This is a genomic window from Lactobacillus sp. ESL0680, from assembly GCF_029392855.1.
Classification (GTDB): domain Bacteria; phylum Bacillota; class Bacilli; order Lactobacillales; family Lactobacillaceae; genus Lactobacillus.
In genome coordinates, this window is record NZ_CP113945.1 from 850,901 (window position 1) to 873,635 (window position 22,735).

Below are 22,735 nucleotides of genomic sequence, written 5' to 3' on the forward strand. Positions count from 1 at the left end.
CTTGTAAACGGATTTGTCTTACGACATCGTGATATTTTTAATAATTTTATCATTAATTGCCAAAATAAAAAAGACATAGCTATGCTATGTCTTTTTAAGTTATCGTTGATACTTATTCTTTAATGTTTTACCGACCTGGCGTACAAACCAATTGGCAATACTTGGAGTGTCATCATTGTGTCGCCCAGGAAAGCCTTTAGAGAGTAAGTGAACTTGCGGATTGCGTTTAACCAAAAATTCCCTAAGCTCTGCAAAGGCATTGGGATCGTAGTCGTCGTTTTCCATGTAGCCCAATGCAAAGGTCGTATTAGTAAAGCAGCTATTGGAAAGTTTGCGCCACATGTGGTCGTTCATTCGCTTCTGGGCTTCTTTGTCATTAGCACCTTCATTGATTAAAACCAGGTCACTGGCACATCTAAAATCTTCTGGTCGCTCAATACTAATATTTCCCGCAATGGTGCCAATATTTAGCAAAATTTTGGCAATCACAATTGCACCGGGATTTAATTGTGACCCATAATACATTGCACCATAGGTACCCATTGACATTCCCGACAATACTAGGTCTTGATTAGTAAAGTTCAGCTTTTTCAAGTAGCTCTTAATAACGGCAAGTACTTTTTGCTCGAAATGATCGGAACCAATATAAAAGCCGCCGCCTTCATAACGCAAATCACTAATTAATAAAAACGGTGCCTGCAAGTTCTTCATCATTCGATAACCTTCAAATGATTCGGCTGTATGATAACCGCTGAAAATAACATTTAATGGTGGCTTCAAGTCGCCAGCATTAAACAAGTAGGCAATGTCTCCGCTCAAATGGCGGTCATCGTTTACTGTCTTAGCTCCAAGTACAATATTGCCGTACTTACCAAGTGAACGTCTAATATGGATATAGCCTAGGTGTAATTTACCTTCACCGCGAACATAAAATTGGAGAATAAAATAGGTTGCTTCTTTTAATCCGGCAATAACTAACTTGCCGTCATGTAATTCTTTGCCGCTCTTACTAAATCTCCCAATTATTTTATTTTGATTGAGTGAAAAACACAGGGCTTCAACTTTTAATTCAACCGATCCTAATTGTTGAAATTCAATAATTATGTCTTCATCCATTTCAAGGGGCAAGTAGACACTGTGACGTAGTTCTGCCAGCTTGGTCCATCCATTAGTTGCGGCAACTTTGAGGTCATAATAATTGTTACCGACTAACTTGGCATTAGCCATAAATTGTTTTTGCAAGACGAATTCAGATAAAGTGATGCGGTACCCTTCGCCGCGACCGTAAAAATAATGATTGAGGGTAAACTGTAAGTTGCTTAAGTCAGCACCAAAATCGAGCTTAAAAGCACCACGTAAATCCAATAATTGTTGCACTTTACCGGATAATTTTGCTTGACTGCTATAGATTATCTGATTGGCGGGCAATTGCTTTAACAATTCATAATTTGTCAGCCACGAAGAAGTCTCATCTAACAGAAAAAAGGCGTCAGAATAATCTTCATTGAACTCTGATTTGTCAAAAATGGGTTCTAAATCATTCTTGTGCAAATTAAATGGCTCAGCCCAAACATAAGTAAAAGTTGTTAAAAATTTATCGGTTAAGTTATAGGACTGTTGACCACTGTGGAATAGGTATCGTTTTGCTTTTTTCATTTAAATCAGCCCTTTCCATTCCTCAACTAACTTTTCTGCTGAAAATTGCTCGATTAGTTTAACATCTTCAATTGCCGCATCATTCCAAGCCGAAAATTCACTCAAAAACGGCTCAAGTTGTTGCACTAACTCAGTTGACTGCTTGATGCAATAACCGTTAACCCCTTCGTGCACCATGCCATTAGCCTGCTTGACTATCTGAGGAATACCGGCAGTAATAGCCTCTAGTTGTAAGGAAAAGCAAGTATTGTCTCCAGTATCTAAGTATAGCCGAACCTGCCGTAATAATTTTTTTCTAGCTTGATAATCGGCTAACTCCTTAAAGGTAATTCGCTTAATTGCCGCAATTCGTTCGGTAATCTTTTTAGCAGCTGCTTCATTACGCAGTTTTTGCTTGTCCAAGTTGCTAAATTCTTGGTTAAATTGCTTGATTAAGATTTTAATTAATGCTTTTAAAAATTGACCGTGGACTAGGTCACTATCTGTAACAACAGTTACGCTCGGATATGTGACTAGCAGGTCGAGTAATTGATACAAAATCTTGGTAATTGTGTCGTAGCTACTGTGTCCAACACGCCAATAAATCAGTTGCTCGGCTAAATAATTGCTGTTGCTAAATGAAAAATCAGGGAAATACGGTGCGATAATTCGAGTTTGCTCTTGGCTGACGGGATAATTAGCTAGGAAGTTATCTTTGACACTATCGTTAGGAAAAATGTAAGTGGCATTAACTGCGGCTGTAGAAAACTGCGTTGTGTCTTCCACCAAAAAGTAAAAACGCTGGTCCACTAATTGATCTTGTAAATTGATGCTAGTATTCCAGGCATCAGCAATGACTGGCTCGGCAGGATTAAGGTGCGGCTGGACAAATTCAGCGATTATTTCAGCTAAATTAGCATACTTTTTTTTCTTAAACCGATTTTTATGTGCTTTAGCAATTAAAATCTCTTTATCAGTAGCTGTCATTACCAATTCGTTCTGACAGTTAAACCATTCTTTTTTAAATGGCTTTTTTTGCTCTGCGGTTGAAAAATAACTGCGACTACTGCGAAAACCGCGAATATCATATTGGTCGCTAATTGATGATGAACCACTTATCTGCGTAACCGTGTCAACGCAACCGTTTTTGGTCAACTTGACCTGCAATGCTGGCTGATTATCACGGTAATATGTCACAATGCCGCTTTGGCTGTCGCCATAGGAAGGAACGTAAGCAGACGAAAGGTTTAAATCTGTCAAAAACATGGGACTACCAGGAGCATCAATTCCCTGAATTTCATCAAAAATTGCACAATAATGCTGGCGAGTAATACCTGCCTGCTTAAACAGTAATTCAGAATCAGGAAATTCATCAATTAAGAGCAATTGGCAAGATAATTTTGCCTTAGTAAAATTCGAATACAAGTTTAAAATACTGTTTTCTTGGTAAAAATCATTTGTTACCCGTAAATTAGGAATTAAAGTTATCATTTTTCCACCTAATCATTAGTTCTTGGCCCACATGTTAATGACGTACTTACGTTCATTATTGAGAGTTTGGTATTCTTGCTTAGCGGCATAGACAATCGTAATAATAATGAATGCATTACCGATAAACGGTGTCAAGTTGGCTAATTGGTGCCATTTCAGTCCCAATATCAGTGGCCATACACTAATTAAAATTAAAAACAAGCTGCTAATCCAAGTTAATCTGATAAAGTGTTGCAGTAAAAAGCTTTCCGTGTCAGCCCCAGCAACTGTTTCGTAAAAATAACAACCGGATTCTTTTAGCTCTCTTGCCTTAACACTTGGCTGCAGCGAGATAATACCAAAGATAAAGTTCAAAATTATGATTATCAGTATATAGAACAGAATACCGCTTACTTGGTTGAGCAACGTTAGACTAAGAACGATATTTTTGAATTTTTTAATATTGCCTGATAGCATTCGCGGCAGCATAAAGAGCGTGTTGGAAAACATAAAGGGCATGGCACCACCTAGCAGTAAGCGCATCGGAAAGAATGATTCCGCAAAGTTACTGGTTAACATTGGGTTGCGTAAAGGAAGCCGTTCCTCAGCTCTAGTTAGGATTAGTCCACACGGAATTAATAGTATAACGACTGCAAAAACAATAATTAGGTTGTTGGTTGTAAATTTGTAAGTTCCGTTGCCCCAGCCATGCTTGAGAATTGTCGGCAATGACACCAACAGCTGCGGTAACATCAACATTGCCGAGCCGCCAATTCCTTTTTCTGAATTAAGGTTAGCTAAGAAGACAGCAATCATTGCTCCTGCAATTAAAACGATAGTTGTTAGTAAAAAGCTGACATTATGACCAAAAAAGCCAATGTAAATCAGCGCCGGGCGTAAATTGTAGGCATACATAATTCCCTGCAAAATTCCGAAAAATAAACTTAAAAAGTTAATTAAAATCCCGGTGTCGTGAGCAGACATGTTTCTTAACTTAGCAATATCTAGTGAAGTTATTGCCTGTAAAACAATGTTGGCAGACATATAGGGGCCAATGCCTAGCATTAATAGCGAGGGCCGATTAGTTTGCGCCCCAGTGTACATCCCGATTACCCGTAAAAGTGTGTTCCTCCTTAAATAATGTTCCGCAATTTTAGTAGACACGAATGGAATAATGATAAACTGTCCCAAACAATAAACTGCCACCAAAAAAAGCAACCACAGAATTCGTTTTTGTAAAGTTCGCTTTTTCATCGGTGCATTGCCCTCCTATTTCTATTCTTTACCCAAGTTACTGTCACTATGCAAAATAAATCTGCATCCCTTCATCAGAGCTTCCATCAGTGTCCGAACATAAGACGTTTCTCATTACCCGCTGAGCAATATCCTGCCGCATCTTAATAAAACTGTTTAACGCATCTGTCTGATACTGATACATCGGATTACTTTGTCCTGTAGTTTTTTGTTCGGTTTCTACCCGTAAAGTCTCCAGTGTATCTACCTGCGTAACCCAGGAATCATCAATTGCCTTTAGAATTGTCAACTTCTCATAATAATGCCAAGCTTCCTGATTTTTAAATTGCTTTTTCTTCTTATCTAAAGCAGCAAGCATGATCTTTTTAAGCTCCTGCCGATAGCTAGATGAATGACTAATGTTAATCTGTGTCACAAATTCCGGATCAATATTCTCTAATAGATAATCCATAATAGTTGCTGTCTGCAAATTGTCTTCGACCACAAAATTATCAATTGCCTGCTCACTGTTCGTAATTACTAATTCATCAAGGTCCTGATATTCTTCCATAACTTGTGTACGTGCATGATAAACAGCCTCTCGCTGCAGACGCATAATCTCACCATACTGCAACGTCATAAACCGCGAAGATTCATTTTGGTGGGCAACATTCTTTTGCAAATTATCAAATAAATGCTGGTACCGTAAATGTCCGGTAATTTGTTGAACGGACTGCTTTTCGTGGCGTCTAATTGCCTTACTAATTCTGGAAGATGGAAACTTATTAACTAGTTGATCCTGCAGAGAAGTATAAAAAATCGTCGTTCCCGGTTGTCCTTGCCGACCAGCACGCCCTCTTAATTGGTTGTCAATTCGCTTGATGCTCATTCGCTCGGTACCAATAACTAACAGACCGCCTAATTTTTTAGCTTCGTCAGACAAAACAATATCAGTCCCGCGACCAGCCATTGATGTTGAGACAGTTACCATTCCCACTTGTCCTGCGACCGCAATCATCGCTGATTCTTGAACAACACTACGTGCGTTTAGCAAATTATGAGGTATGTGCTCACGAAACAATAAGTCAGAATATAGGTTAGATAGTTCCAAAGAACCGGTTTCGATTAATATTGGTCGTCCTTTTTCATGGTTCTGCTTTACTAGTTTTAACGAGCTTAGTAGCTTCGCCTTATTAGTGAAAAATATCTGGTCGGGTTTATCTTCCCGAATACTTTCTTTATTAGTCGGTACCTGAACAACGGCTAGGTTATAGATACGCATTAATTCACTGCGATCAGTTGATGCCGTCCCGGTCATTCCCGCTAAACTTGTAAACATACGGAATAGGTTTTGATAGGTAATTGTCGCAATTGCTTGCTGCTGGGGAGTGACCTCTAGTCCTTCCTTAACCTCAATTGCTTGATGAAGACCTGCCTGCAATTGCATACCGTTCATCTTGCGACCATTATTATCATCAATCAGGACAATTTTACCGTCATCTACCAAGTAGTCTTGATCGCGTTTTAAAACATAATTAGCCTTAAGTGCTAAATATAAATAACGATAGATGTCAGCGTATTTTTGCGCTAGGATATTAGGCACCCCATAAAACTCACTAGCTCGCTTAATCCCTGTCTTCAAAAACCAGACTTTCTTCCGGTCTTTGCTGTAGGCAAAATCGCGCTTTTCTTTTGCCGTCTTAATAAAGGTATCTGCCAACTTAGGATAATTTGATTGTCCCTTAGGCCGACCAGAAATTACTAACGGTGTTGAGGCAAGATCTAGTAAAACCGCGTCAACTTCATCAATTAGGGCAAACTTAAAGGGCGGCATAAATTGCTTTTCGGTTGTTGACACGAGGTTATTGGTTAAATAATCAAAGCCAAAGGTGCCGCTGTCAGTGTAAACAATATCAGCTTGGTAAATTTCTTGCTTTTGCTCGTTATCAGTCGCGTCTTCACTATTGTAGCTAACAGTTAAGCCTAGCCAGCGATATACTCGACCCATATTGGTTGCGTCACGTTTTGCCAGGTAGGAATTAGCCGTAACTAAAAAGTTCCCGGGACCTGTCAAGCCATGCAAAAACATTACCATCGTTGCGGTAAGTGTCTTGCCTTCGCCGGTTTTCATCTCGATGACATTATTGTAGTGCATTGCCACGGCACCAAAAATTTGCACCTTAAACGGCCGTAACCCCAGCACCCGTTCATCTGCAACGCAGACTAAGGCGTAAGCTTGCACTAACAGTGAATTAAGTGAAGTGCCTTGCTGGTACTGCCGCTGCAGTTTCTTTGTTTTAGCCTTAATTTCGTCATCACTTAACTCAGCAAATTGATCGCGCAATTTCATAATTTGGGTTGTCTTTTGCCAGTAGCGGTGATTTTTTAAATATGACTTCATGTTTTTTCTCAGATTATCTAACTAATAGTTGAATTAACGGATAAACCGCGCCAATAATAATTCCCAGTCCTAACAGTAAACTAACCAAGATAGTTAATTTTTCTGTTTTTGTCTTGTGGTTCTTTTTAACTATTGGATATTTATTTTCTTCATTCCCAAACTGCTTTTGAATTTTTTCATCAAGTGGACTTTTCATCAAATCAGCCTCCTTGTTAATAAGATAAAGCTTTATTGTGTCTCAGAAACAGACTTTAGCTGGGCAACAATAGTTTTTGTTATGTCATCATGTGCCGGTTGCTTAATGAGCTGACGCAACCCCGCATTAGTCAATAGCTGTGACAATTCATTAACTAGCTGTGTTAAATCAGCAGCACTCAATACAAATTGTCCATTTTGGTCAAGCGGCAACGTGATGAACACATGATTGTAGTTTTTGTTAAAGTTCAATCGCTGCACTACATCTGCCTTGGACTGAATGTGTAATACAAACGGCTTATTGCTGAGCTTCTTAGTTTGAATTTTAATTAAGCGAAACGCTGCATGGCAGTTTAACTGGATGTCCCATTTGCTCATTGTTTTAGTTTTGACAAGGATAACAGCGGTAAATTCAAACTTATGGTTGTTTAAATTAATCAGATCGAGTTGATAGTTCTTTGTTTCTGGTAAGACAGTGAATACGCCGCCCTTTTGCTCAAAAACATCATGCTTAAGCTGACCATTATCATCATCAAACTGGGTAACAGCTAGTGACAATGAATTATGAGGTTCTTCAGTACTATTAATTAAAAATTGGTATCTTTGATTAGCTTCAAGTATTGGTAAATACATACTTGGAATTTCATCAAGAGCCAACTGCGCATTACGCCAAGTTATTAATGGCTGTCCCGGCGACAAAATGGCATTTTCATAACTAATTTTATCGTCGCCAAAATTAATCTTAGCCCCGTAAGTATAGAGATAGAACAAATTTAAGGGACAAAAAAAGAGATAGACATTTCCCACAATCTTAGACCTCATAATTATTAAATAAACTAATGAACGATAACTATAATATTCATTGATATACTAAGATTATTATAACATAAACCGCCTACATTTATTATAAAATCTGAATATATAAAAACACCCAATGTCTATCTTAAATTCGATAAATATTGGGATGTTTTAACTAATATTCTTAATGATTAGAATTAAATATTACCTGCGGCAACATAGATACCATTACCAATGTAGACGAAGTCTCTGCCTCTAATTCGTTTGATAGTGTATACCTTGACTAACTTGCCTTTCTTCATTACCTTTCTGTTCATTCTGTGCCCTTTCTTATTGTAGTAGAAGGCATTGTGAACTAAGCGTCTCTTAATTCCGGCAATATTACCTGCAGCAACGTATCTACCTTTACCGATGCTGTAGAATTTCCGACCTTTAATTACTTTAACGCCGTAAATTCTGATGGTCTTTCTTCTTCTTAAGACCTTCTTACCAACACGCTTGCCCTTCTTGTTGTAGATGTAAGCATTGTGGATAAGAAGCTTATCTTCAGGAGCGTAGCTGTTACTACCGCTGTTTGAAGCTGAATTGCTTGCGGAATTAGATGCCGAAGTGCTGGTTGAACCAGGATTTGAAGTCGAGGTTGAGTTGCTCGATTGCGACATAGTCGTACTGGTTGAAGTAGATACACTTGCACTAGTAGAACCAGACAGACTAACTGAAGTTGATGAAAGACTAGCTAAACTGTCACTAGTTGATAGTGAAGCAGATTGGCTAACTGATTGACTGATGACAGCTAAACTACTTGAAGCAGAAGCACTTACTGAACTTAAACTGCTTGATGCTGACGTGGATGCACTAGATAGGCTTTCAGAAGCACTCTTTTCAATTAGACTTACACTATTTGAAAGTGACTCTGAAGTACTACCTGATGCCTGTTCACTATTCTCGACACTAGTTGAAGTTGCTGCGCTCTCACTAGCTAAACTTGCACTTAATGAAGCACTTAATGAACTTAAACTTGTTGAAACTGATGCTGAAGCACTAACTAAGGCAGAAGATGCTGCACTTTCAGCGGTACTTTCACTATTTGAAACTAATTCAGAAGTGCTGGTTGAAGCATTTTCACTATTTTCAACACTAGTTGAAGTTGAAGCACTTGCACTAGCTAAACTCTCGCTAAGTGATTCACTTGCTGCACTTGCACTAAGTGAAGCTTCAGCTGATTCGCTGACCAATGTAGAAGTTGCTTCACTTTCAGCGGTACTTAAACTAGCTGAGATTACTTTTGAAGTACTTGTTGATGTGCTTTCGCTATCAGCAACGCTACTTGAAGTTGAGTTGCTTGCATCAATTAAGCTTTGACTATGTGAAGCACTTACTTCGGCTAAACTGCTTGAAGCTGATGATGATGCATTAGCTAAACTTTCAGCAAGGCTACTTGAAGCGGTACTTAAACTAGCTGAAAGTTCTTCTGAAGTACTGGTTGATGCGTTTTCGCTATCGGCAATGCTGGTTGAGATTGAGTTACTTGCATCAATTAAGCTTTGACTAAGCGATTCACTTACTTCGGCTAAACTACTTGAAGCTGATGATGATGCATTAGCTAAACTTTCAGCAAGGCTACTTGAAGCGGTACTTAAACTAGTTGAAAGTTCTTCTGAAGTACTATGTGATACATTTTGGCTATCAGCAATGCTAGTTGAGATTGAGTTACTTGCATCAGTTAAACTTTGACTAGTTGATGAACTAGCTGAAGCTAAACTATCTGATATAGATGTACTTGCACTAACTGAGTTAGTTTGACTAGTTGCAAGCGAAGAAGCTGCACTTTCTGAAGTTGATGATAATGCTGACAATTGCTCTGATGTGTAGCTAGAGTTAGCATCAGAAAGTGAAGAACTTTCATTAATAGAAGTACTTTCACTAGCAGCAACACTACTTTCGAGTGCAGTTGATGCAGAAGTAGACGCACTATCTAGGCTTTCAGAAATACTACTTGAAACTGAATTTGCACTATTTGAAAGTGACTCTGAAGTAATGCTTGATGCATGTTCACTATTAACAATGCTAGTTGAAGCTGATGCTGATGCATCAATTAAGCTTTGACTATGTGATGCACTTACTTCAGCTAAACTACTTGATGCTGCTGATGATGCACTAGCTAAACTAGAAGAGATGCTGTTTTCAACTGAATTTACACTAATTGACAGTGACTCTGAAGTAATGTTTGATACACTTTCGCTGTCAGCAATGCTAGTTGAAGTAGATTCACTTGCACTAGCTAAATTATCGCTAAGTGATGCACTTACTTCGGCTAAACTACTTGATGCTGCTGATGATGCACTAGCTAAACTAGAAGCAAGGCTACTTTCAGCTGAACTTGCACTATTAACAAGTGAGGCAGCCGTACTGATTGACGCACTTATATTGTCAGCAATGCTGGTTGAAGTAGATGCACTTACTGAAGTACTCTCACTAGCTAAGCTTGCACTAGTAGATGCACTTGCTGAAGATAGGCTGACCGAAGCTGAAGCTGATTCAGCTGCCAAACTAGAAGCAGCTTCACTAGCACTAGTCAAAAGTGACATTGCCGTACTGATTGATTCACTTACACTATTAACAATGCTATTTGAAATTATTTGACTAGCTGACTCACTTATACTTGCTAAATGTTGACTAGTAGATACACTTGCTGACTCTAAGCTTGCTGAAAGTTCTTCTGAAGCACTGATTAAACCAGAAGCAACTTTGCTTGCAGCTGTACTTGCACTTTCTGAAAGTGACACTGAAGTGCTGGTTGAAGTACTTACACTCTCGCTAAGGCTTGATGAAGCTGATTCACTAATTGAAGTACTTACACTAGATAAACTTTGACTGAGTTCTTCACTTGCAGAAGCTAAACTAGCTGAAGTTGAAGTAGATGCACTAGACAAACTGGTAGAAATACTATTTGCAACCAAGCTTGCACTTTCTGCAACTGACTGAACAATACTTGCTAACTGGCTTTCACTACCTGATACACTTTGTGATTCAGATACTGAAGTTGACATGAACTTACTAATCGAAGTTGAAATTGATGTGCTAGCATAGCTTAAACTTTGCTCAGCAGATAAGCTGTAACTTGCTTGAGCACTGTATACTTCCTGTAATGAAGTTGAAGCACTTGTTGATATGGAAACGCTGAGGCTATTTAAGCTTGCTGAAATTGATTCACTAGCAGAAATCAAACTAGTTGATGCAGATTCACTAAGACTAGTTACAGTACTAATGCTTGCAGAAACTGCACTTGATAAACTGGTCGAAGCTGATGCAAGTTCACTTGAAGTGTATTCACTATTAGCGTTAGACATTGATGTACTTAAACTTGCTGAAGTGCTGTCGCTAAGTGAAGCAAGTGTTGAAGCTGCAAGTGATGCACTAGTTGAAATTGATTCAAGGGTGCTGGTAGCAGTACTTAAGCTTTCTGAAGCGGAATCTTCCAAACTAGTTGAAATTGAGCTAGCGAAGCTTTCAAGATTACTGATACTGGTTGACAGTGAATTTTCTAAACTAGTTGATAGTGAATTAATACCACTTTCAGCGATACTTTCACTGGTTGAAAGTGATGTTTCCAAACTAGCTGAAGTACTTTCACTGACAACAGCTGATACGCTAGCAAGCGTACTTTGCAATACACTTAAACTTTGTGAGAGTGATGATGCAGTACTTGCTGATTCACTAGCCAAAGTTGAAGCTGATTCAGAAACAACTGCCGATAAGCTATCGCTTGCACTACTTAATGATGTTGAAATTGAAGTCGAAGCTGAATTGTAAGCATCAAGTAAACTCTGTGAAGTTGATGCACTTACACTAGCAATACTTTCTGAAAGAGAAACACTGGCTGCTTCTAAGCTTTCGCTTTGTTCAGATAAGCTAGTTGACAATGAAGCTGACAGACTGCTTAAACTGGCTGAAGTTGAAGCTACAGTACTTAAACTAGTTGAAGCTATAGTACTTAGACTAGCTGACACGTATTCACTTGCTGAAATAACAGTAGAAAGGCTTGCTGATAGACTTGATAATTGTTCTGAATTATATTCTTCAGCTGCATTATATCTAGAAACACTTTCACTAACACTAGTTGATTCACTTGCAGAAATTAAGGTCGACAAACTAGCAGAAAGTGATACAGAATCAAGACTTTCTTGACTGGTACTGAGTGAGAACAGTTTAGAAAAACTAGTTGACAGTGACTCAAGAGTGCTGGCAAGTATGCTGGCACTAGTTGAGGTTGAACTTAATAGACTGGCTGAAACCGAATTAGCATAACTTACGGCTGTTGACAAACTAGTCGAAGCTGAGTCAACTAAACTGATTGATAATGATGCAGCTTGACTTTCTACCAAACTTTGCTGAGTAGATTGTGAAGCAACCAAACTGTCTGAAATTGACGTTGCGGTACTTGTCGCAATGCTCAAACTAGTTGAAGCTGAATTAATCAAACTGGTTGAGTATGACGAAAGTTGACTAGCTGATGTACTTAAACTGTTAATCATTGAAGTTTGTACACTAGTTGAAAGAGAAGCAGCAAGACTAGCTGCAGTGCTTAGACTAGTTGAAGCAGAACCAGATAAACTGTTAGAAAGTGAAGCTGCAGCACTTGCCGCTGTACTAGCAACAACACTCAAGCTGGCTGAATTTGAAGCCGAAGTTGAAGCTGCAGCTGAAGCAATATCGGAAAAAATATCCTTAGTTAATGAAGTTGATTGAGACTTCTTAACTGTTATTGATTCAGAGAGTCCATCGCTTTGTGAATCAGTAGTTGAATTACTTGTACTTGACTGACTAACTGATTGAGCAGTTGCTTCTGATTCTGAAGTACTTGAAGAATTAGAGTTAGAATTAGTCGTACTCTGTGATGAAGCACTTTGGGAAGCTGGAATTGCTGCTGACTTGGCATTTGCCAAGACATCATCAGTAGTTGTTACCTTACCTGTCGTTACACTTGCAGCATGAGTAACACTTGGTGATACAGCAAGACCGCCGAGAACACCACCAATTGTTGCAGTACCAGCTGCAACAATATTTCTAGTTATCTTATGGACTTTATTTTTATGTTTTTTATTTAAGAGACTTTGTTTCTTTTTATGATTAGAGCTCATTATAAACCTCTCCTTAATAATAAATTTATTATATAGTATATATATTTATACCACTTTCATTATATAGCCAAATATCACTATATTGCCAAAAAAGTCGATTAAATAACAGCATAAAATAAAGCGCATACATAGTTTTAGAATATACAAAATGTCGATATAAAAATGATATGATAACTTTTAGAAAAACAAATTAAAAAACACTGCGTATGTAAAAACAAAGCAGTGTTTTTTGCGAAAATAATTTCGCTTTCAAGTTTTACTATATTACTTTAAATATGTATACGGATCGTCTTTATCCCGCGCCGTCATTGAGTAACGGCCAAACAAAATCATGGCGTGGTGCGTATGAATCCATTCGTCAGGTGGCAAAATCTCTTCCAGTCTTTTTTCAATTTCAAGCGGTTTAGCATTCTGTGGGACAATATGAAATCTCTTAGAAATACGCGAAACATGGGTATCAACCGCAATTGCTGGTACACCAAAGCCATCTGCTAGAACAACATTAGCAGTTTTGACGCCAACTCCTGGTAAGGTTACCAAGGTCTTCTTATCCTCGGGAATTTGGCAGTCATATTTGTCAACTAAAATTTGTGCTGTTTCCTTGAGGTGTTTGGCTTTAGAATGATACAAGCCAATCTTAGAAATATGATCTTCAATATCTGCAATTGTTGCCTGTGCCAGTTCAACTGGGGTTGGATAATCGGCAATGAACTTGGGCATTACCCGATTCACCATTTTATCAGTTGTTTGGGCACTCATCAGGACTGCACAAAGCAAGTGGAAATTATTGTCCCAAATCAATTCACTTTTGGCATCAGGATACATCTTATTAATCGTACGCAATACTTTGCGTGCTTCTTCAGTGCTTAACAATTCTTCTTGTGACATTAACGGTTCCTTTGTAAAAATTTTTGAACTTGCGCGACGGTTTTGAGATTATGTCTTTGCCAATTTAACAAAATTCTGTCAACATATTTTAAGCTGTATGCTTGCGACAAAACCGCTTCTCGCAATGCTAATTTAATAATTTCTGGGTCATAGTGGTCAACACTAAGCCAAGCAGCAATTTCTTCGCGCTCAATTGGACTTAAATAGCGCCCAAACTCAATTTCAAACTGCCGCGCAAGTGTATTAAGCGGATTATTATCTAAACTATCACTAACTTTTTCGGTGTGGTCCTGATGACTTTTAATCATTACGTTAGTGGTTAAAAAGTCATCAAGCTGTTGGTAAAGATTAGCCAAGTTATAAAAATTTCCAATTCGTCCCTGGTTATCAGTTAATTGGTCAATTGTTAAATAATTTTGGTCAATCAGCTGTTGGATAATACTTGCCACCTCACCAGTTGAGAGATTAGTATTAGCTGCAATTTGTTCATTTGTTGGGAAGTTTTCTCCTTTTTGAGCAAAGGCTTCTAACTGAATGATTAGAATTAATTCAGGATCACTGATTTTGAGCTGTGGGTAATAAGCAATTAGACCATTCTGAAGTGTAGTAAAACCTAATTTGCGAAAATCATTGTAGTGCAATTAAATTCTCCCCTTTAAAAAAGTTGAACTAAAAATTTTAGTTCAACTTTTAATTATATTCTATTAGTAACTCTATGGCTCAATGCGGTTAATCATTCTTGGGAATGGAATAGCTTCACGAACATGGTCTAATTTACAAATCCAAGCAATTACCCGTTCAAAGCCCATGCCAAAGCCAGAGTGCGGTACACTACCATACTTACGTAAATCAAGGTACCAGCTGTAGTCATCTTCGTTTAAGCCGGCTTCAGCGATTTGCTTCTTCAAGATTTCATAGTCGCTTTCACGCTCTGAACCACCCATGATTTCACCATAACCTTCAGGTGCCAAAACATCGGCACATAGGTATTCTTTAGGGTTTTCTGGGTTCTTCTTCATGTAAAATGGCTTAATAACCGTTGGATAATTTACGATAAAGAATGGTCGGTCAAATTTTTCGGAAATGAAAGCTTCGTCAGGAGAACCAAAGTCATCGCCCCACTTGAAGTCACGACCAGCTTCTTGCAGCATCTTAACAGCATCATCGTATGACAAACGAGTGTAGTTGCCTTCTGCAGCTGGTTCAAGCTTCTTAGGATCACGACCTAAAATTTCCAGTTCATATTGGCAGTTATCAAGAACTTGTTTAACAACATAAGACAAGAATCTTTCTTGAATATCAAGTGACTCATCTTGATGCATCCATGCCATTTCTGGTTCCATCATCCAAAATTCTGTCAAATGACGTCTAGTCTTAGATTCTTCAGCTCTAAATGTTGGACCAAAGGTGAAGATTTTACCAAAAGCTTCAGCACCAACTTCGCCGTATAATTGACCTGATTGTGACAAGTAAGCATCCCCACCAAAGTATTCTGTATGGAATAATTCAGTAGTGCCTTCTGGTGCAGAATGCATGAAAATTGGCGCATCAAATTTGACGAAGCCTTCATTTTCAAAGAAGTCAACTGTTGCTTTGAAAATGATGTTTCTAATGCGCATAATTGCAAATGGACGCCGACTTCTTAACCATAAGTGACGGTGATCGAGTAAGAAGTCGATTCCGTGTTCCTTGTTTGTTATTGGGTAGCCTTCGTTGTTAGTGACTACTTTTAAGTCCGAAATTTGAATTTCGTAGCCAAAGTGTGACCGTTCATCTTGATGAACAGTACCTTTAATGTAGAAGCTAGCTTCTTGGTGCAATGATTTTGCGGCTTCAAATACTTCGTCGGAAACGTCATTTTTCCGGATAACTCCTTGGAAAAACGCGGTACCATCACGCAATTGCAAGAAAACAATTTTTCCACTTGAACGTTTGTCTGTCAGCCAAACATGCATCTCAACTTCTTCGTCAACATGCTTGGAACAGTCTCTAATTGAAATTAATTCTGTCATAAATTCTTATTCCACTTTCCTTATTGTATCAACTTAATCATACCAAAGTTTTACCTTTTGCGCGACTTAACCGATAAATTTTCCGGTTTTAAATTCATATAATTTGTAACTATAATCACCTGCCGCATTTTTAGCAGTTACTTCCCAAACTGGCTTATTCTGGTACCAGCCTAAGTTAACCTCATTAATCTTACCACCAGTATGCTTTTGATTAAATTCTGCTCTAATCTTAGTTTCACTAACGCCCTTTTTAGCATGATAAAGGTAACCCTTCTTGGACCCAGGCAAATAAATAAAATAGTACTTACCATTTTTCTTACTAATGCCCTTGACGGCATAGCTATTAACTCCGCGGTCGAGATGATAATGTGCTTCTACCAGCGTAATTGGCGTCTTACTGGTTGCGATCTGCTTAACATTCTGGGTTTCGTTGCGTTCTGGTTGACCTGCTTGGTAAAAAAGGGCCACAAATGCAAAGTAGAGCAATACTACAATGATTACCACCCAAGTAACGAACTTAATTGTTTGTCTTGTATCATCTTTAATCATAATTAGCCAACTTATCTCGTAACTCCTTTAAACTGACTTTCTGTGTTTTAACCGGAATTGCATCCAGAAATACTTTACCATAATCTCGCTGCCAAATGCGCGAATCTAAAATAACAAATTGTCCACGGTCTTCCTCGCCGCGAATTAACCGACCCATTCCCTGTCGAAAGCGAATAACAGCGCGCGGCATTGTATCAGTTTGAAAGACATTGAGCCCTTGGTCCTGCAGCCTTTTTTGGCGCAACTTTACTTCTGGCTGATCCGGCGATTCGAACGGTAATTTAGCAACAATTACCAGGTCAATTCCACATTGGTGGAAGTCAATGCCCTCCCAAAAGCTGTCGGCACCAAGAATAATCGCTTGGTTAGCAATCGCGAACCTTTTGGCAATTCTATTGTTGGATCCCGATAGTCCTTGAGCTAAAATCTCAAAGTCCTGCAGGTTGGGTGAGTTTAAAATCGCAGTAAAGACTTCTTTAATCTGGTCTAAGTTGGTCATTAGCACCAGCACATGCTTTTTCTTACCCAAATCATTGGTCAAAATATCTGCCAGTAGTTCATTATATTGATTATCGGCAAAATCCGGCATGTCTTTAACCGATAAGACCTCAAGGTGCTTGGCCAATTTGAATGTACTTTTACCAATGTACTCCTTAGGCATTAAATCGGCTAAGGCCAGCTGGTTGATTGCAAAGGCAAAACTATTCTCACTGGTTAAAGTTGCACTGACAAACAATAGGTGGTCAAAGCGGGCATAAATTTGCTTTAACTCGCTACTGGCATCTAGCATTAGCCAACTAATATTGGCACTAAGTGGATCTTGTGGATTAGTCAAGGTAACAATGAACCCTTCCTGCTGCAAATTTGCTTGATCGTGCAGCAGGTCAGACAGCTGGTAGCTCTTTTCAATGTAAAAGTCGAGCCGGTCAAGCTGCGCCGTAATCTCTCCTAAAAGCGCATCTTCATCATTGGTAGTGTCGCCAGCTTCCTTATCCAGTTTAAACAAAATTTGGTTAAGTTCTTGGCGGACACTTTCCAGCCGCCGTTGAAATTCACTCAATCGCGCCCTAAAGTCTCCTTTTTTGGGGAATAAGTCTGTCCCTTGAAAACTAAGGAGCAATTTTCCATTTGCCAGTAAGTTCTGATTCAGTGCCTGCTCTTTTTGCCCATACAACATTTTCTGCAGACTATTCATCGCGTGAATTAAGTCGAGTAGTTCCGGATTTAACTTTTCTAGTAAAAAGTTAAGCTGTGAGTCATTACCGTATTGATTTAAAATGCTGTCATCAGCGTAATACAGTAAGTTGCGAATATGACTAAGCACACCCCAAAGTGATTCAAACTGAAATGAATCATTACGTGAAGTAATCACATTGTCGACAAATCTGTGAGCCTCATCAACTACTAAGTAAGGGTTCTGCCCCCAGATTGAATCATTATAATGGTTAGCCAAGTAAGCGTGGTTAGTTACCAAGATATCGGCTTGTTCCTGGCGTTGTCTTGCCAAATTCCAAAAGTCAACGGCCGCAAAATTACTGCCCACACGAGCATCCCCAGGATGCGTCACTTCTGTAAATAATGGCGCACGATAATTGGTCAACTGTAACTCATCTAAGTCCCCTGTTTTGGTTTGTGTTAACCATACCAAAATCCGCATCTGCAAAATCAAGGTCGGCTTGTTTTGCGTTCCCTGATAGAGACTTTGATAAAAGCCGTCGAGGTCAAGGTAGTGGCTGCTTGACTTAACCACTTCCGCAGTTAGGTCAAGCTTAGTAACTGCCAGCATTTGCGGAATTTCCTGACTGATAACCTGATTTTGCAACACCTTGGTCGGCGTTGCAATGACTAGCTTTCGGCTGGAATACAGCTGGTAGGCATAAGCAAATAAGTAAGAAAAAGTTTTCCCAGTACCATTAGGGGCCTCAACCAGCATTGCGCGCTGCTTACCGTCGCGTAAAAAGCCATTAATCTGGTTAATCAGGTCAACCTGCGGCTGGCGATAATTAATTTTGCCCTTAAATAACTTATGTTTAACTTCATTATTAATCGGAAACTTTGCCTTACTGCTTCGCGGATTACTAGTAGGATTAACCTGCTGCTTCTGCAGAACAATATTGCGTACCTGCATGCGGTCTTTACTTAATGGTCGCTTTTGCTGGCGGGCATTTTCCGCAATTGTTGTAAAAATCCACGAAGTATCACGAATTAAGCCGTGAGCTAGTGAGCTCAAAGTGTTTAGTGTTGCTTGAGGCAGGGCTTCAAGCTCATGAATAATTTTAATCAATAATACCGCGGTCCCATAGGCATCAGAGTCAGCCTTGTGCGGATTTAAATGCTTGATATTTAATTGGGCTGTTAAGTCGCCAAGCTTATATGATGGCAAGGTTGGAAAGGCAATCTTCGCTAATTCAACCGTGTCAATCGCCTTGTTGGGCAACTCATCAAAGCCATGACTGACTAGTTCATAATTTAAAAATGGCAAATCAAAATTAACATTATGCGCAACAAAAACCGTTCCCTTAAGGATTTCAATGATTTTAGGAGCGTAGTAAGTAAAGTCTTTCTGCTTTGCGACATCCTCATTATGAATATGGGTCAGATTTTGGACTGCCAAGGGAATTTCACGGTGTGGATTAATCATGAATGAATAAGTTTTAACAACCTGCAGATTTTTAATAATTGCGCAGCCAAACTGAATAATATGATTATCGTCTTCACGCTGCGTCCCGGTTGTTTCCAAATCGACCACCGCAAAAGTATCTTTAGCAAATGATGTCATGTTCTGCCCTCCTGTTCTCTTCTATTTAACTTCTACTGCCCTTTTTGCGTCAAGCAGAATTAGATATTTGTGGGTTACTTTTTGGCTGGCAAAAGAATTAAGCGCCTGTTCGTATAGCCTGAGCTGTCCCGTGTATTTTTGCTTAATCTTAGCAATTGCCGCGTCCAGATTAGTCGGATCAACATGATCGGTCTTATAATCGAACAGAATAATCCCGTCGTCAGCTTCAAAATAGCCGTCAATTGTTCCGTGTACCAGGATCTTGGCATCAGGATCACTAAATTGCTTAAACAGTGTTGTCGCCGCAATTAAGCTAGAAAAGTCGACTTCACGCTTTAACTTATCTGGCTTTTGCCAAAATTCACGAGCAAAATCGCTGTGAACAAACCAGTCAATCTCATCTTTTTTAAGACTGGCAACAATTTGCGGATTTAGCTTCTTTTGCTTGACCAATTCTTGAATTTCGTTATCTAACTGGTCATCATCACCACTGCCGCGATAATCATAATACTGCAAGACTAGGTGGGTTGCGGTACCGATTTCTGCACCCGTAAATTTTGATTCAAATAGAAAATTCGGCTTGGTGTCGATTGGCTGCAGATAGCGGTTGGTAGATGATAAAAGGTGGGCATTTTCCAGTTCGGTATCAATTGGGTCATTGAAGGCCTTCTTGATTTCGGAAACAGCCTGGTAGGCTGTCGTTTGACTAGCATCGCTAAATGGATAAACAAAGTCATATAACTTCTGAGCAGTCTGATTAAGCAAAGTTAAATCCTGCTTTTCTTGCTGTTGGGCTTTTTGAGCGGGTGCGGCTGTGACTTGTTCTTCGTCATACTTAATGATTAACAAGTCTTGACTTTGATCTAATTCACTCGTTACGTCACTGATCTTTTGAGTGGGATGTTCATCAAAACGAATTGCCGGCCCAATAAAATTCATTGGGCTTGTAGCCGTTAACTTATCGGCCAAAGCTAGCTGACCTTTACTATTCAGTTGAAGATGCCAAGCCGCGACTTTTTTCGGGAAACTCGGAATATCCGCTACTAAAATGAGCTTCTGCTTGGCCCGCGTCAGGCCAACGTACAAAATTCGCGCTTCTTCTTCCAATAATTGCTGCTTTTGCTTAATATTATCAATCGACTTGACTAGTGAATCAGCCCGATAGTGTTTGCGCCGTAAAGTCAAGCCAACATTATCGGCGTTGATGATGTAATTACCACTTAAATCACGCATTTGAAAGCGATGCTGCAGGCCAACATAGAACACAATCGGAAATTCTAGTCCCTTGGAGCCATGAACCGTCATTAGCCGAACGGCATCGCCAGCCTCTTTGGTTAACAGTGGCTGTGCTAGGTCTTTTTGGCTGCGGCGCATACGTTCAATAAAGTTAATGAACTGGTACAGCCCCTTGAAGCCGGCACTTTCATAAGAACTTGCTCGTTCATAGAGAGCTTCAAGATTAACCCGGCGCTGTTCACCGTTAGGCAGTCCAGTCATAATTTCTAAAAGACTAGTCCGTTCGTAAATACTCCAGATTAATTCCGAAATTCGGTGATTAGTCGCAAACTGCCGTAAGTCATCTAATTGATTTAAGAAGGCTTTAATGCGACCGCTTAATTGGTCACCGACTACGACATAAGAGGTCAGTGCACTGTAAAAACTGGCATTTTTACTATGAATTCGAATTTTGGCAAGGTCGGGCTCTTTAAAGTTAAACAGCGGGGAACGCAAAACCGTGACTAGCGGGATGTCCTGATCCGGATTATCAATGATTTTTAAATAATTCATAATCACCGTTAATTCCAGGGTCTGAAAGTAATTCTTGGCATCAGTCACAAATAATGGCAGCTGGTTCTTGGCAAACTCCTGCATAATTGTTAAGTTATCGCTGCGGCTTCGGGTTAAGATAGCAATATCACTATATTTAAAGGGCCGCTGATGTCCCAAATGAGCATCATAAACCATTAAATGTTCTTTCTTAAATTGCTGGATTCGGTTAATGACCATCGTGATTTCGCTGGCATCAATATCCGGCTCAATTTCATCTTGATTTGTTTGCGTTTCTTTTTCATGATAAAGAATTTCACTAGCTGTTGGCAAATTAGACGGATAGTATTGCGCTCCAAATATTAGCTGACCTTCACGAGAATAATCAATTCCCCCAAAGTCAGTACTTAAAATGCTATCAAATACTTGGTTAACCAGCTTCACAACGGGCTTAGCAGACCGGAAATTGGCTGATAATAAGATTCGTTCCTGATTCTTATTATCAGCTTGTGCTGCGTCATGATATTTATGCAAAAACAGACTGGGCTCAGCTTGCCGAAAGCCATAAATCGACTGCTTAACATCTCCCACCATAAAGAGGTTGTTCTGCCCGTCCTTTTTCAATAATTGCAAGATTCGTTCTTGTAAGGCATTAATATCCTGATACTCATCGACCAGAATTTCCTTAAATTTATTGCGATAAAAGTCACGGGCCAACTGGGAGTTTGACGTGTCCTGACTAAGGATTTGGTAAGCTAATTGCTCCATATCACTATAGTCGAGCAGATTTTCAGCGCGCTTTAACTGGTTAAAACGGTCAATCAAAGCCAGTTCAGCCTTGGTAATTGCCGTCATAATTTGCTTGCCCTGCTTTAACAAGTCAAGCTGCTCTGGTTCATCTGTCACGTAAAAGGAAGTATACGTTGAAAAAATCTGGTTTTTAGCTTCTTCTTTTAAAGTCTGACTTTCTTGATAAACGTCAAGCAGGTCCTCGTCCCATTTGCTGGATTTGCGGTAAGTTCCAGTGAAAATGCAGCTGCGTAAATATGCACGTTGCGTTTCATAATCTTCATCTTCTGCCAAACTTTTACGATAATTTGCTAACGCCTGATGAAATTGGGTAAAGCTTGCCTGCACCTTACTTAATTCCTTAGTTTCAAGCTGACTGCTAGCCAGCAGCCGCTCAATTTTTTCATTAAGACTTGCAAAAGTATTCGCTAAGTACGGCTTAATCTGTTCCTGCCATAGAGAAGACTTAATAATACTATCGCCGACTTCATATTGACGACTTAATTGCTTGAGCCAATCGCGATAATCGGGCTTGGCCATGGCAAAGTCATATAAGTCCAGCAGCAATCCTTGAGCAGAATCGGCATCCCGATCACCGGCAAAGTTATCATAAAAGGCAATGAAGTCATTATCCTTTGCCTCTAAAAATTCGGCTTCAATTTCGTGCAGTGCCCGCTCACGCAGCAGTGCCGCTTGCGTTTCATCTGTCAAGACACTGAAGCTGGGATCAATGTCAATTACATAGTAAAAACGATGAATTACATCCAAACAAAAGGCGTCAATTGTTGAAATATTCGCCGTGTCAACTTGATTCAGCTGCTGGCGCAGGTAACGCTTATTTGCTGCCGATTCTAATTGCTGTTCCAATACCTGCTTAATCCGCGTCTTCATTTCTTGCGCGGCTGCCTTGGTAAAGGTCACAACTAATAGCTGGTCAACACCTGTGCCCGCTAAAATTTCCTGCATGACCCGTTCGACTAAGACCGTGGTCTTGCCGCTACCAGCTGATGCGGAGACCAAAATATCCTGCCCACGATCATTAACCGCTTGTTGTTGCTCTTTAGTAAATTGGGGCATT

Annotated in this window: 13 protein-coding genes; all 13 read right to left on the reverse strand. The window is 39.5% G+C overall.

Annotation, left to right across the window (positions count from 1 at the left end; genetic code table 11):
* Positions 1 to 99 precede the first annotated feature (99 nt).
* A complete protein-coding gene (gene asp2, locus OZX58_RS04170; protein WP_277141689.1) occupies positions 100 to 1,656 on the reverse strand; it encodes an accessory Sec system protein Asp2 in 1,557 nt (518 codons plus the stop codon).
* Complete coding sequence (gene asp1 / locus OZX58_RS04175; protein WP_277141691.1) at positions 1,657 to 3,126, reverse strand: accessory Sec system glycosyltransferase Asp1; 1,470 nt, start codon at positions 3,124 to 3,126, stop codon at positions 1,657 to 1,659.
* Between the two features lie 15 nt (positions 3,127 to 3,141).
* Complete coding sequence (locus OZX58_RS04180; RefSeq protein WP_277141693.1) at positions 3,142 to 4,359, reverse strand: hypothetical protein; 1,218 nt, start codon at positions 4,357 to 4,359, stop codon at positions 3,142 to 3,144.
* A 46-nt stretch (positions 4,360 to 4,405) separates the two neighbouring features.
* Entirely contained in the window at positions 4,406 to 6,739 is a 2,334-nt protein-coding gene (secA, locus tag OZX58_RS04185) for a preprotein translocase subunit SecA (protein ID WP_277140390.1), read from the reverse strand.
* Between the two features lie 13 nt (positions 6,740 to 6,752).
* On the reverse strand, positions 6,753 to 6,935 hold the full coding sequence (locus OZX58_RS04190; RefSeq protein ID WP_277140391.1) for a hypothetical protein: 183 nt from the start codon (positions 6,933 to 6,935) through the stop codon (positions 6,753 to 6,755).
* A 32-nt stretch (positions 6,936 to 6,967) separates the two neighbouring features.
* Positions 6,968 to 7,741, reverse strand: a complete 774-nt coding sequence (locus tag OZX58_RS04195; protein ID WP_277140392.1) for an accessory Sec system protein Asp3 — start codon at positions 7,739 to 7,741, stop codon at positions 6,968 to 6,970.
* A 188-nt stretch (positions 7,742 to 7,929) separates the two neighbouring features.
* Entirely contained in the window at positions 7,930 to 12,873 is a 4,944-nt protein-coding gene (locus OZX58_RS04200) for an SLAP domain-containing protein (RefSeq protein WP_277140393.1), read from the reverse strand.
* A 264-nt stretch (positions 12,874 to 13,137) separates the two neighbouring features.
* A complete protein-coding gene (gene nth / locus OZX58_RS04205) occupies positions 13,138 to 13,761 on the reverse strand; it encodes an endonuclease III (protein WP_277140394.1) in 624 nt (207 codons plus the stop codon).
* A complete protein-coding gene (locus tag OZX58_RS04210) occupies positions 13,761 to 14,402 on the reverse strand; it encodes a DnaD domain protein (protein WP_277129632.1) in 642 nt (213 codons plus the stop codon). Before OZX58_RS04210 ends, nth begins: the two co-directional genes overlap by 1 nt.
* A 72-nt stretch (positions 14,403 to 14,474) precedes the next feature.
* The gene (asnS, locus tag OZX58_RS04215) at positions 14,475 to 15,773 is read right to left on the reverse strand and encodes an asparagine--tRNA ligase (RefSeq protein ID WP_277140396.1); all 1,299 of its coding nucleotides are present in this window, start codon (positions 15,771 to 15,773) and stop codon (positions 14,475 to 14,477) included.
* A gap of 66 nt (positions 15,774 to 15,839) precedes the next feature.
* Positions 15,840 to 16,322: a hypothetical protein gene (locus OZX58_RS04220; protein WP_277140397.1), complete on the reverse strand. Its 483-nt coding sequence runs from the start codon at positions 16,320 to 16,322 to the stop codon at positions 15,840 to 15,842.
* Positions 16,315 to 19,101: a helicase C-terminal domain-containing protein gene (locus OZX58_RS04225; RefSeq protein ID WP_277129629.1), complete on the reverse strand. Its 2,787-nt coding sequence runs from the start codon at positions 19,099 to 19,101 to the stop codon at positions 16,315 to 16,317. The genes OZX58_RS04220 and OZX58_RS04225 overlap by 8 nt, the downstream gene beginning before the upstream one ends.
* 21 nt (positions 19,102 to 19,122) lie before the next feature.
* Positions 19,123 to 22,734: a helicase-exonuclease AddAB subunit AddA gene (gene addA / locus OZX58_RS04230; RefSeq protein WP_277140398.1), complete on the reverse strand. Its 3,612-nt coding sequence runs from the start codon at positions 22,732 to 22,734 to the stop codon at positions 19,123 to 19,125.
* Position 22,735: the final 1 nt, after the last annotated feature.